Source organism: Kosakonia sp. SOY2 (assembly GCF_027109175.1).
GTDB lineage: Bacteria > Pseudomonadota > Gammaproteobacteria > Enterobacterales > Enterobacteriaceae > Kosakonia.
This window is the reverse complement of the sequence record NZ_JAPVXH010000001.1, coordinates 1,670,059-1,682,469: the sequence shown is the minus strand read 5'-3', so window position 1 is coordinate 1,682,469 and position 12,411 is coordinate 1,670,059. Positions and strand designations below refer to the sequence as shown.

At 54.5% G+C, this 12,411-nt stretch carries 10 protein-coding genes; 6 read left to right on the top strand and 4 right to left on the bottom strand.

Annotated features, from left to right (window positions below; genetic code table 11):
* Complete coding sequence (locus O3S68_RS07935; protein WP_020457466.1) at positions 1-540, top strand: glycine zipper 2TM domain-containing protein; 540 nt, start codon at positions 1-3, stop codon at positions 538-540.
* Positions 541-1,062: 522 nt separating this feature from the next.
* Here the strand turns inward: O3S68_RS07935 and O3S68_RS07930 are convergent.
* Positions 1,063-1,698 carry a TetR/AcrR family transcriptional regulator gene (locus tag O3S68_RS07930; protein ID WP_097407886.1) on the bottom strand — a complete coding sequence of 212 codons (636 nt, stop codon included), beginning with the start codon at positions 1,696-1,698 and terminating at the stop codon, positions 1,063-1,065.
* Positions 1,699-1,943: 245 nt separating this feature from the next.
* On the opposite strand from O3S68_RS07930, the gene bhsA reads away from it, so the two are divergent.
* Entirely contained in the window at positions 1,944-2,201 is a 258-nt protein-coding gene (bhsA, locus tag O3S68_RS07925) for a multiple stress resistance protein BhsA (RefSeq protein WP_269231218.1), read from the top strand.
* Positions 2,202-2,278: 77 nt separating this feature from the next.
* On the opposite strand, the gene ldtC is transcribed toward bhsA, so the two are convergent.
* From ldtC to O3S68_RS07910, 3 genes are all read right to left on the bottom strand, one after another.
* On the bottom strand, positions 2,279-3,238 hold the full coding sequence (gene ldtC / locus O3S68_RS07920; protein WP_269231217.1) for a L,D-transpeptidase LdtC: 960 nt from the start codon (positions 3,236-3,238) through the stop codon (positions 2,279-2,281).
* Positions 3,239-3,397: 159 nt separating this feature from the next.
* A complete protein-coding gene (gene mfd / locus O3S68_RS07915) occupies positions 3,398-6,844 on the bottom strand; it encodes a transcription-repair coupling factor (protein WP_269231216.1) in 3,447 nt (1,148 codons plus the stop codon).
* A 113-nt stretch (positions 6,845-6,957) separates the two neighbouring features.
* The gene (locus O3S68_RS07910) at positions 6,958-8,031 is read right to left on the bottom strand and encodes an acyltransferase family protein (protein ID WP_269231215.1); all 1,074 of its coding nucleotides are present in this window, start codon (positions 8,029-8,031) and stop codon (positions 6,958-6,960) included.
* 293 nt (positions 8,032-8,324) lie between these two features.
* Between O3S68_RS07910 and lolC the strand changes: the two genes are divergently transcribed.
* From lolC to nagK, 4 genes are read left to right on the top strand one after another with little or no spacing between them, the layout of a single operon-like run.
* Complete coding sequence (gene lolC / locus O3S68_RS07905; RefSeq protein ID WP_269231214.1) at positions 8,325-9,524, top strand: lipoprotein-releasing ABC transporter permease subunit LolC; 1,200 nt, start codon at positions 8,325-8,327, stop codon at positions 9,522-9,524.
* Entirely contained in the window at positions 9,517-10,218 is a 702-nt protein-coding gene (lolD, locus tag O3S68_RS07900; protein WP_160270719.1) for a lipoprotein-releasing ABC transporter ATP-binding protein LolD, read from the top strand. Before lolC ends, lolD begins: the two co-directional genes overlap by 8 nt.
* Entirely contained in the window at positions 10,218-11,462 is a 1,245-nt protein-coding gene (gene lolE / locus O3S68_RS07895; RefSeq protein WP_020457474.1) for a lipoprotein-releasing ABC transporter permease subunit LolE, read from the top strand. The genes lolD and lolE overlap by 1 nt, the downstream gene beginning before the upstream one ends.
* Before the next feature lie 35 nt (positions 11,463-11,497).
* Positions 11,498-12,409 carry an N-acetylglucosamine kinase gene (gene nagK / locus O3S68_RS07890; protein WP_020457475.1) on the top strand — a complete coding sequence of 304 codons (912 nt, stop codon included), beginning with the start codon at positions 11,498-11,500 and terminating at the stop codon, positions 12,407-12,409.
* Positions 12,410-12,411: the final 2 nt, after the last annotated feature.

Sequence of the window (12,411 nt, the reverse complement as noted above, 5' to 3'; positions counted from 1 at the left end):
ATGAACAAATCAATGTTAGCGGGTATCGGTATTGGCGTGGCCGCTGCACTGGGCGTTGCCGCAGTTGCCAGCCTGAACGTGTTTGAGCGCGGTCCTCAGTACGCGCAAGTGGTTTCTGCGACGCCAATCAAGGAAACAGTTAAAACGCCACGTCAGGAGTGTCGAAATGTGACAGTGACGCATCGTCGTCCCGTACAAGATGAAAACCGGATTACCGGTTCTGTACTCGGTGCGGTAGCGGGTGGCGTGCTGGGGCACCAGTTTGGTGGCGGTCGCGGGAAAGATGTCGCCACAGTCGTTGGTGCATTAGGCGGCGGTTACGCCGGTAATCAGATTCAGGGTGGGATGCAAGAAAGGGATACCTACACCACGACCCAGCAACGTTGCAGCACTGTGTATGACAAGTCAGAAAAAATGCTCGGCTATGACGTGACGTATAAAATTGGTGACCAGCAGGGAAAAATCCGTATGGATAAAGATCCCGGTACGCAAATTCCGCTGGATGGCAATGGTCAACTCGTTTTGAATAACAAAGCGTAAAACAGAAGTACTCTGCATGTTGGCTCCTCATCGCTCAGGCTGAGGAGCCTTTTTTCATTAAAAAAACCTTACATTTCTGCAAGGCTTTAATCAGTCAAATAAAGTCGTGTTGGCGAACCAGCAGCAGGCCTGTTATCACAATTGAAATAAATGCAAACAGTACTGAACCACCCAACAAAACCCACAGACCAAATAATAATGTTATTACTATTAACACTTTAATGAATGGTAATAGCAAAATCATCTCCATTTTCCTTCTGCATGTGTTAAGTACAGGTAAATACCCTTTATCCTCGGAAGTCGTTCAATACAGCACTTAGGGTGAGAGCAAAGGAAAGCAAGTACATAGCTGCATCATCATGATGCTCATTATTTGTATCATCCGGACTAATCATTAGCCGCGCAATAATCACAATTAAGAATAGCAAAGCGGGGGAAAACGCTGATAGATTTTACCTATTATTGAAATGTGATATCTCAATCACAGAGGCGAGATGAGACGGTTTCCCGTCTCATTTTTTTTCAGGCTTTGATCAAATCCGGCCACAGCCGCAGAGTGGTTTGAATGATTTGCAGCAGTTTTTCACAACTCGCGCCTTCACGCGCGCTGATCGACATGCCCTGCAAGATACATCCTAAAAACTGCGCTAGTGCGAGCGTGTCAACCGTCTGCGGAATTTCGCCGCGCAGCTGGCGAGCGGTGAGAAACTGACGCAGCGTCTCTTCCTGCTGTGCGTGTCGCGATTTTATGGTGTTCGCAATGGCCTGTGACGATGCCGCCAGCGTCGCCGAGGTATTGATCATAAAGCACCCAGCGGGTGTATCCGTACTGGTAAAGCACTTCGCCACGGCGGTGAAGTAATCCCGCAGCGCGCTTTCCACAGATTTTTCTTCGCACAACAACTGCGCTTCGTGCTGGCGCGCGAAACGGGTGATGTAACGATCGAGGACGGCGCGAAACAGCCCCTCTTTGTTAGTGAACTCGGCATACAGCGTCGGCGCTTTCGCCCCGGTCGCTTCGACGAGATCGGATAATGATGTGGCTTCGTAACCATGTTGCCAAAATAGCGTCATGGCTTTGTCGAGCGCCGCTTCCCTGTCGAACACTTTCGGTCGGCCACGGCTTTTTTTGGTGCAACTGCTGACTTCACTGGTCATATCGCCGCCTAACCTTTGTTAGTTTGTTGAATGACCATTATAAAAATATTCCCGACAGATAACCAGCAGCAAATTAGCACATATCTATAAATCATATCGTTATGAATTTTAAATAAAATTTATTTTATTTAATGATCGTTATAAAAAAACCATTGACGCCTGATGCAGATCACATCTACGATTTGTGTATCGATCGTTAATTAAATGTTTAACGGCATCCTTCATCTGCATCCAGGAATGACATCATGAAAAATATCACTGCGCTGTTTACTGCTGCTGTACTGAGTTCTCTCTCTTTTGCCAGTTTCGCTGCTGTTGAAGTGCAATCTGCTCCGACAGGCCAGCAGGAAGTGGCGACCGTTGGTGTACGTGCGAACTCCAACCTTGCCTCCGTAGAAGATCAACTGGCTCAGAAAGCCGATGAGATGGGCGCAAAGTCGTTTCGCATCACCTCGGTAACCGGCTCTGACAACCTGCACGGCACTGCTGTTCTTTACAAATAAGCGCAACACATTACGCCACGGTGATAAAAAAGGCCCCGCGAATTATCGCAGGGCCTTTTTTTACGCCAGCAGGGCAGTTACATCACCTGCGGGTCGTTTTCAATGTGGCGGGTGACATCGACCGGCATCCCTGAACGCACTTCCATCGCATGGCTCATCACTGCTGCATCGCTGCGCGCATCATCTTTGAACGCTTGCATCGCAGCGTTCAACACGATGGGTAATGTTTTGGGATCATCGTTAATCGATTTCGATAGCGGCTGATGCACTTCCACCAGCCGTCTGCCATCAGGTTCAACTGACGCTTTGATCGGCGTATTGATGATATTCACTGGCGTACCCGGGGAAACCTGGGCGAACAGGTTAGAGATGTCTTTATCCCGCAGGCGAATGCAGCCGGAGCTAACGCGCATACCGATACCGAAATCGGCGTTAGTACCGTGCAGCAAATAGACGCCACCAAACGCGGCAAGGCGAATGGCATGGTGGCCCATCGGGTTATCCGGCCCGGCAGGCATCACCGCTGGCAAATCTATTCCCTGCGCTTTATAGCGTGCACGAATATTCGCGGTCGGTGTCCAGGTGGGGTTCGCGCGTTTATCGGAAACCGTGGTGACCATGGTGGGCGTCAGCGTGTCGCCACCCAGTTGGCCAATGCCGATCGGGTAAACCGTGACTTCGTTTTTACCCGGCGGATAGTAATAGAGGCGCAGTTCGGCGAGGTTGATCACAATGCCTTTGCGCGGCACATCGGGCAGCAGCGTTTGCAGCGGAATGGTCAGTACACTGCCCGCGCGCGGGACATACGGATCGATACCGGGGTTGGCCTGCAAAAGCGCAAGAAATCCAACATTGTATTTCTTGGCAATTGCCTCCAGTGAACCGCCGTCGTTCTGCACGACATGAAAACGGTTCTCGCCAACGAGGTTACTGCCGGAAGGGGGTAAAGGCCAGGTGTTAGCGTGTGCGGGGAGGGCGAGAGCGACAGTGGCGGCCAGCAGCGCGAGCCAGTGAACGAAACGCGACATTTTTATCATTACCATAATCCATGTAAATCATAAGGTTATTGCCATAAAGCTGTGTGATGGAATTATGGTAGGTCAGCGTGTAGGGAAATCCTGGAGTATTGCAAAATATTTGTAAATGTTGAGGAAAGTAAAGGTGCCGGGCCATGCGACCCGGCGTAACGCATTTTTTCAGGCTACCGCGTTTTCGGCGAGCTGCTGCATAAAGTTACGAACCCAATCCATCCGCACTTTGCGCTCGCTGAGATCCTGCATAAATTTCAGCCGCGTTGGGCCATCGAGGCGGAAATGCTGCGGTTGTTTCTGCAGCAAGCCAATCAGCCACGCCGGGTTGACATGATTTTTCGCGTTGAACTCAATCATGCCGCCTTTTTCGTTGCCTTCCAGCTTGCGGATCCCCAGTTTTTGCGCCTGCTGGCGCAAGCGGGCAATATCCAGCAGGTTACGCGCTGCATCCGGCAACAGGCCGAAACGGTCAATCAGCTCGACTTTAATTTCCTCCAGCGCGTTCTCATCTTTAGCGCTGGCGATGCGTTTATAGAATGACAAGCGCGTGTTGACGTCAGGAATAAAGTCATCCGGCAGCAGCGACGGCATACGTAATTCCACTTCGGTTTGCTGGCTGGTGAGATCTTCCAGCGACGGCTCGCGGCCCGCTTTCAGCGCATCGACCGCATTTTCCAGCAGTTCCATATAGAGCGAAAAGCCGATGGTTTCCATCTGACCACTCTGGTCTTCGCCCAGCAGTTCTCCCGCGCCGCGGATCTCCAGGTCATGCGTTGCCAGCGCGAAGCCCGCGCCTAAATCTTCCAGCGAGGCGATGGCCTCCAGGCGTTTTTGCGCATCGGTGGTCATCGCTTTGGGATGCGGCGTCAGCAGCCAGGCGTAGGCCTGGTGGTGCGAACGCCCGACTCGCCCGCGCAACTGGTGGAGCTGGGCAAGGCCGAAGTGATCGGCGCGTTCAATAATGATGGTGTTGGCGGTCGGAATATCGATCCCGGTTTCAATAATGGTGGTGCACACCAGCACGTTGAAACGTTGATGGTGGAAATCATTCATCACCCGCTCCAGCTCGCGTTCACGCATCTGGCCGTGACCGATGGCGATGCGCGCTTCCGGCACCAGTTCCGCCAGCCGGTCGGCGGCTTTCTGAATATTTTCCACATCATTGTAGAGATAGTAGACCTGCCCACCGCGCAGGATCTCGCGCAGTATTGCCTCACGAACCACCAGGTTGTCGTACTCGCGTACAAAGGTTTTTACCGCCAGGCGGCGTGCGGGCGGGGTGGCGATAATCGACAGATCGCGCATCCCGCTCATCGCCATATTCAGTGTACGGGGGATCGGCGTGGCGGTCAGCGTCAGGATATCCACATCGGCGCGCATCGCTTTAATACGCTCTTTGTGGCGCACACCGAAACGGTGCTCTTCATCGACAATTAACAGGCCGAGATCCTTCAGTTTGACATCGCTTTGCAACAGCTTGTGTGTGCCAATCAGAATATCGATTTTTCCTTCGGCGGCCTGCTCCAGGATCTGCGCCTGCTCTTTGGCGCTGCGAAAACGTGAAAGCATTTCGATGCGCACCGGCCAGTTGGCGAAGCGATCGCGGAAGTTATCGAAATGCTGTTGGGCGAGCAGGGTGGTTGGCACCAGCACCGCCACCTGCTTATTGTTTTCAACCGCAAGAAACGCGGCGCGCATCGCCACTTCGGTTTTACCGAAGCCGACATCGCCGCACACCAGCCGGTCCATTGCCAGCGGCTGGCACATATCGCTGAGCACCGCGTTAATAGCCTGCGCCTGATCCGGCGTGGTTTCAAACGGGAAACTGTCGCAGAAAAGTTGATACTGCTCTTTGTCATGTTTAAAGGCGAAGCCCGCTTTGGCGGCGCGCTGCGCGTAAATATCCAGCAGTTCTGCGGCGACATCGCGCACTTTTTCCGCCGCTTTTTGCCGCGCGCGCGACCAGGCATCGCTCCCCAGTTTATGCAGCGGCGCGTTCTCTTCCGCACCGCCTGCATAGCGGCTGATTAAATGCAGCGACGAGACGGGCACGTACAGTTTGGCGTCGCCGGCGTAGGTCAGCATCAGATATTCGCCTTTGATGCCGCCCGCTTCCAGCGTGGTCATTCCGGCATAACGGCCCACACCGTGTTCCAGGTGCACCACCGGCTGGCCATCATGCAGTTCGGCCAGGTTACGGATCAACGTATCCGGGTTGATGGTGCGCCGTGTATCCTGACGGCGACGCGCGACGCGCTCACCGAGCAGATCGCTTTCACAAATTAGCGCCCGGCTGCGTAACGTATCGATAAAGCCGTGTTCTGCGGCACCGATCATCAGGTATGTGCTAGGCGCTTCGGCTTCATCGAGACGCATAATACGCTTAGGCGCAACTTTGATGCGTGCCAGCAGCTCAATTAACGCCTCGCGACGACCTTCACTCTCGACGGAGAACACCACCGGCCCGGCGAACGATTCGAGGAACTTACGCAGGTTATCCAGCGGTGATTTCTGCTGCGCCTGTACCGCCAGATCCGGCAACGACCGGTAACCCAGGTTAACATGCGCGGCTTTGTCGGCCAGTTGTTCGGTTTTCAACTGGATGCGCGGCCATTTCTTCAGCTCGCTGTAGAGCTCATCAACGCGAAGCCACAGCGTCTCCGGCGGCAGTAAAGGGCGCATCGGGTCAACACCGCGGTTCTCAAAACGCGCCTGCGTCTCCTGCTGGAAGCGCTCGGCGCTGCTTTCCAGATTACCGGTGTTAACCAGCAAAGTGTTTGCCGGGAAATAGCTGAACAGCGGCGGCAGCGGTTCGCTGAAAAACAGCGGTTGCCAGTACTCAATCCCGGTAGGCAACGTACCTTTGCTGACTTGCTGGTAAATATGCTCGGCGTCGCGTTTGACCTCAAATTTATCGCGCCACTGGCTGCGGAACAGCTCAATGGCGTTTTTATCGGTCGGGAATTCGTGTGCGGGCAGTAAGTTAATTGCTTCGACTTCTTCCAGCGTTCGCTGGGTATCGGCGTCGAAAAGACGCAAACTGTCGATTTCGTCATCGAAAAAATCGAGGCGGAAAGGCTGCTCGCTGCCCATCGGGAAAAGATCAAGCAGCGCGCCGCGTGTGGCGTACTCCCCATGCTCCATAACCTGATCAACATGGCGATAACCCGCGCTATCGAGTTGGCTGCGCAGCTCATCGCGCGACAAGCGCTGCCCTTTTTTCATCACCAGCGCATGGCCATGCAGGTAGCTATGCGGGCAAACGCGTTGCATCAGCGTATTTACCGGAACAATCAGCACGCCGCGCTGCATGGAGGGGAGCTGATATAGGGTCGACAGGCGGGAAGAGATAATTTCCTGATGTGGTGAGAAGCTGTCATACGGCAGCGTTTCCCAGTCGGCGAGGTTCATGACCAGGTTATCGGTAAACTGCCCAATCTCATCCTGCAAGCGCAGCGCGTTTTGCATATCCGGCGCAATCAGCACAACCGGGCCCGGATGGCGCTCAATGATTTCCGCAACTTCGGTGGCGCAGGCAGCACCTGTCAGTTCGCCAAACTGGCGCTGGTCGCCTGCTTTGACAGGCAGGGAATAACGGTATTGTTCAGGCATGGGGATATCAAGATCTCGTTATGGATATACCCCCCGTTATGGGGGCATATCCCTGATACGCAATACCATTATTATCTGTGATTAAGCGGGTTTAGCCAATACGACGCGCAGGATTAACGCGCTTGCACCGCCGTGAGATGTTTCGTCGGTGGCGTGAAAAAGAGATCGGCGAACAGTGCCGACGACAATTTTCTCACCATCAGTCCAGCCAGCGTACAAATCAGCAACGTGGCGAACGGATAGACTAACAGCAGCGCCAGTTCGACCGTTTGCGGCCATGCGCCTGCGTTCATCGGTTTGAGCAGCGCAAGGCTGATGGCCTCAATCAGAATGCGGTGAGTGGTATAAATCGCCAGCGTATTGGAGCCGACTACGTTCAGCAGGCTCTTTTCGTTGGGGGGAAAACGCTGCTCCAGCACCTGGAACAAACGCATAATGCCCACAATAGAAAGCAGGCACAGCGGCAGTGGCATATTCAACATCCACAGCCCGAAAGCCACCACGGCCGCCAGCGCAAACAGTAATCCGTAGCGGCGGAGCGACACGGTTTTGACCCACTCCATTACGCTTGCCCCATACCAGGCGCCGAGCGAATAGAAAATCATATTACGCACCACGCTGTTCATCCCCCACCACGGCAGTGGCAGGTAATTAATCGCCAGGCTTGCCAGGATCATTAGCGCTAATAGTGGCACTTTCCAGTTACTGAGCAGCTTACAAAGCGTGAAATAGACCACCAGCGCATAGAGATACCACAAGCTGGTACTGGCGGTGAGCATGCCCTGCGCGAACTCGCGCCAGTTCTCCGCGTAAGCCGCGTTGGCGGCATTACTCAGATCGCGCTGCGGCGCGAGCCAGTCATTTATCTGGCGTAACCCAGCCCATTGCAGGAGGCCCCACAGCGCCAGCACATAGACGATGCTCCAGATACGCTTATCGAGCGTTTCTTTCCACGGCACATCGTCTATATATCGGCGAATGAGGTAGCCGGAGATAAAAAAGAACACCGGCATACGAAACGGCGCGAGGTAAAGGTTGAAATAAATCCAGCATTTAGTGAGCGTTTGCGACCACGGATGCTGGAAAGTGGACAGGTGCGGGTAAAACGTGATGACGGAGTGATAAACCACAACCAGACAAATACATAACCCCTTGATTTGATTAATCCATAATGTTTTCTGTTTCATTAACACTGTTGCCTGTTTTGCCAAAATCCTGGTCGTTGATCCTGGGCAGACGGGAGAGGGATGTATTGGGGAAGTGTCTGTATTTGTTCATTTTCGGATTAAGGCGAGAGGGCGTTAGCGGTCAACAGCCGTACAAACAAACGGAAATGCAAACTGGCTGGCGGTTGTTTATTGGTTTGATTTCACGGAATTTTTCCTTATCTGTCTGACGAATACTTACCGTTTCACTCATTTACGCTCTGTGCTTTCGCTTATATACTCCTCACTCTGCTATCAGCAACCAGACGGATTTCATGTACCAGCCTGTCACTCTTTTCATAGGCCTGCGCTATATGCGCGGGCGCGCAGCGGACCGCTTCGGCCGCTTTGTCTCCTGGCTGTCAACCATTGGCATCACCCTCGGTGTTATGGCGCTGGTAACGGTGTTATCGGTGATGAATGGCTTTGAGCGCGAGCTGCAAAACAACATTCTGGGGCTGATGCCACAGGCCACTCTTACCACGCAAAACGGCTCACTGAATCCAGCGCAGCTGCCGGCAAGCCAAATCAAATTACAGGGCGTGACGCGAATTGCGCCGCTCACCACTGGCGATGTAGTGCTCCAGAGCGCGCGCAGCGTGGCGGTGGGGGTGATGATGGGCATCGATCCAACGCAAAACGATCCGCTGACGCCATATCTGGTGAACGTCAAACAAAGCGATCTGCAAGCGGGCAAATACAACATTATCCTCGGTGAGCAACTGGCCGGTCAGTTGGGCGTGAACCGTGGCGATCAAATTCGTGTGATGGTGCCCTCTGCCAGCCAGTTTACGCCGATGGGCCGTTTGCCGAGCCAGCGTCTGTTCACCGTGGTGGGTACATTTGCGGCGAACAGTGAAGTCGACGAATACCAGATGCTGGTCAATATTGATGACGCTTCACGCCTGATGCGCTACCCGGCGGGGAATATCACCGGCTGGCGTTTATGGTTGAATGAGCCGCTGAAAGTCGATGTGCTCAGCCAGCAGACATTGCCGGAAGGCACCAAATGGCAGGACTGGCGCGATCGTAAAGGCGAGCTGTTCCAGGCCGTGCGGATGGAAAAAAACATGATGGGGCTGCTGCTGAGCCTGATCATCGCCGTTGCGGCATTCAACATTATTACCTCGCTTGGTCTGATGGTGATGGAAAAGCAGGGCGAGGTAGCGATTTTACAAACCCAGGGCTTAACCCCACGTCAAATCATGGCCGTGTTTATGGTGCAAGGAGCCAGCGCCGGGATTATTGGCGCATTGCTGGGTGCCGGGCTGGGCGCACTGCTCGCCAGCCAGTTAAATAACCTGATGCCGATTATTGGTGCCTTCCTTGATGGCGCAGCCCTGCCGGTGGCGATTGAACCGCTGCAGGTGATTGGTATTGCGCTGGTGGCGATGGCCATCGCGCTGCTCTCTACGCTTTATCCTTCCTGGCGCGCCGCCGCCACTCAACCCGCTGAGGCTTTACGTTATGAATAAGATCCTGTTGCAATGCGACAACCTGTGCAAACGCTATCAGGAAGGCAGTGTGCAAACCGACGTACTGCATGATGTCAGCTTTAGCATGGCGGAAGGGGAGTTAATGGCGATTGTCGGCAGCTCCGGCTCCGGTAAAAGTACGCTGTTGCACCTGTTAGGCGGGCTGGATACGCCAACCTCTGGCGATGTAATTTTCCGTGACCAGCCGATGAGCAAACTCACCTCGACCGCCAAAGCGGAGCTGCGTAACCGGGAATTAGGCTTTATCTACCAGTTCCATCATTTGTTGCCGGACTTCACCGCGCTGGAAAACGTGGCAATGCCGCTGTTGATTGGCAAAAAGAAACCAGCGGAAATTAATGAGCGAGCCCGGGAAATGCTGCGCGCGGTTGGGCTTGAACATCGCGCCAGCCACCGCCCTTCCGAGCTTTCCGGCGGCGAACGCCAGCGTGTGGCGATTGCCCGCGCGCTGGTCAACAATCCGCGCCTGGTGCTGGCAGATGAACCGACAGGGAACCTCGATGCGCGTAACGCGGACAGCATTTTCGAACTGCTGGGCGAACTGAACAAAATGCAGGGCACGGCTTTCCTCGTGGTGACCCATGATTTACACCTGGCGAAGCGTATGAATCGCCAGTTAGAAATGCGCGATGGTCGCCTGAATACTGAAGTCACCCTGATGGGGGCCGAGTAATGGCCTCACCCCTCTCTTTACTGATTGCGCTGCGTTTTAGTCGTGGTCGCCGTCGTGGCGGCATGGTGTCGCTGATTTCGGTGATCTCCACCGTTGGCATCGCGCTGGGCGTGGCGGTGCTGATTGTTGGTTTAAGCGCGATGAATGGTTTCGAACGTGAACTGAACAACCGCATTCTGGCGGTGGTGCCGCACGGTGAAATCGAGCCGGTGAATCAGCCCTGGACGAACTGGGACACAGCGCTGGAAAAAGTGAAAAAAGTGCCGGGCATTGCCGCCGCTGCGCCCTATATTAATTTTACCGGGCTGGTGGAAAGCGGTGCCAACCTGCGCGCGATTCAGGTGAAAGGCGTTGACCCGGCGCAGGAAACGCAGCTTAGCGCTTTGCCGAAATTTGTGCAGGGCGACGCCTGGCAAAATTTCCGTGCCGGTGAGCAACAGATCATTCTGGGTAAAGGCGTGGCCGATGCGCTAAAAGTGAAGCAGGGCGACTGGGTTTCCATCATGATCCCCAACTCCGATGACGCGCATAAACTGCTGCAACCCAAACGCGTGCGTTTGCATGTCACGGGCATTCTGCAACTGAGCGGCCAGCTTGATCACAGCTATGCGATGATCCCGATGCAGGACGCGCAGCAATATCTGGATATGGGCGGCAGCGTCACCGGCATCGACATCAAAGTAAATGATGTGTTTAACGCCAATAAACTGGTGCGCGACGCGGGTGAAGTGACCAACAGCTACGTCTATATCAAAAGCTGGATTGGTAAGTACGGCTACATGTATCGCGACATTCAGATGATCCGCGCCATAATGTATCTGGCGATGGTCTTAGTGATTGGCGTGGCCTGTTTTAACATTGTCTCGACGCTGGTCATGGCGGTAAAAGACAAGAGTGGTGATATTGCCGTGCTGCGTACGCTTGGGGCGAAAGATGGGCTTATCCGCGCCATTTTCGTCTGGTACGGTCTGCTGGCGGGCCTGCTTGGCAGCATCAGCGGTGTGGTGATCGGCGTTGTCGTATCATTGCAATTAACGCCAATCATTAATGTGATTGAAAAGTTGATCGGCCATCAGTTCCTGTCGGGAGATATCTACTTTATCGATTTCCTGCCATCGGAGCTGCACCCGCTGGATGTCGTCTATGTGCTGGTGACGGCGCTGGCGCTAAGCCTGCTGGCAAGCTGGTATCCGGCGCGCCGGGCGAGCAATATTGATCCTGCACGAGTGCTGAGCGGGCAGTAATTCCGCGTGGAACGGGCCACAACGAAGGAGTGGCAATGAATTACGGATTTGATATCGGCGGCAGTAAAATCGCGTTGGGCGTCTTTGACGCCAACCGGCGCTTACAGTGGGAAAAGCGCGTCGCCACCCCGCACGACAGCTATCAGACGTTTCTGCGCGCCATTGCCGATCTGGTTGCCGAAGCGGATGCGCATTTCGGTGTCAAAGGCAGCGTCGGCGTCGGTATTCCCGGCATGCCGGAAACCGCCGACGGCACGCTGTATGCCGCTAATCTCCCCGCTGCCAGCGGTCAACCGCTGCGCGCCGACCTTACTGCGTTGCTTGAGCGCAATGTGCGTATCGACAACGACGCCAACTGCTTTACGCTCTCCGAAGCCTGGGATGACGAATTCCGCCAGTATCCGCTGGTGATGGGGTTAATCCTCGGCACCGGCGTTGGCGGTGGGCTGGTGGTGAATGGCAAATCCATCTCTGGCCGTCGCTTTATTACCGGTGAGTTCGGTCATATCCGCCTGCCGGTGGATGCGCTGGGGCTGATGGGTTTTGATTTCCCGCTTACCCGATGCGGCTGCGGAAAGATCGGTTGTATTGAAAACTATCTCTCCGGGCGCGGTTTTGCCTGGCTGTACCGACACTTCTATCATCAATCCTTGTCAGCGCCGGAAATCATTACGCGCTGGGAACAGGGCGAGGCGAAGGCGCTGGCGCATGTGGAACGTTATGTGGATTTGCTGGCGGTGTGTCTGGGTAATATTCTGACCATTGTCGACCCGGATCTGCTGGTAATTGGCGGCGGTTTATCAAATTTCAGCGCGCTGACCCGGCTGTTGCCAGCGCGTATTGCGCCGCATCTGTTACCGGCAGGCGATGTACCACGTATCGAACGCGCGCGCCATGGCGATGCGGGCGGGATGCGCGGCGCGGCCTTTCTTCACCTCACTGACTAATC

What these genes read in the sequence shown, in the direction of transcription:
- O3S68_RS07935 (WP_020457466.1), top strand. Translation starts at nt 1, where the DNA reads ATGAACAAATCAATGTTAGCGGGTATCGGTATTGGCGTGGCCGCTGCA.
- O3S68_RS07930 (WP_097407886.1), bottom strand. Translation starts at nt 1,698, where the DNA reads ATGACCAGTGAAGTCAGCAGTTGCACCAAAAAAAGCCGTGGCCGACCG.
- bhsA (WP_269231218.1), top strand. Translation starts at nt 1,944, where the DNA reads ATGAAAAATATCACTGCGCTGTTTACTGCTGCTGTACTGAGTTCTCTC.
- ldtC (WP_269231217.1), bottom strand. Translation starts at nt 3,238, where the DNA reads ATGATAAAAATGTCGCGTTTCGTTCACTGGCTCGCGCTGCTGGCCGCC.
- mfd (WP_269231216.1), bottom strand. Translation starts at nt 6,844, where the DNA reads ATGCCTGAACAATACCGTTATTCCCTGCCTGTCAAAGCAGGCGACCAG.
- O3S68_RS07910 (WP_269231215.1), bottom strand. Translation starts at nt 8,031, where the DNA reads ATGAAACAGAAAACATTATGGATTAATCAAATCAAGGGGTTATGTATT.
- lolC (WP_269231214.1), top strand. Translation starts at nt 8,325, where the DNA reads ATGTACCAGCCTGTCACTCTTTTCATAGGCCTGCGCTATATGCGCGGG.
- lolD (WP_160270719.1), top strand. Translation starts at nt 9,517, where the DNA reads ATGAATAAGATCCTGTTGCAATGCGACAACCTGTGCAAACGCTATCAG.
- lolE (WP_020457474.1), top strand. Translation starts at nt 10,218, where the DNA reads ATGGCCTCACCCCTCTCTTTACTGATTGCGCTGCGTTTTAGTCGTGGT.
- nagK (WP_020457475.1), top strand. Translation starts at nt 11,498, where the DNA reads ATGAATTACGGATTTGATATCGGCGGCAGTAAAATCGCGTTGGGCGTC.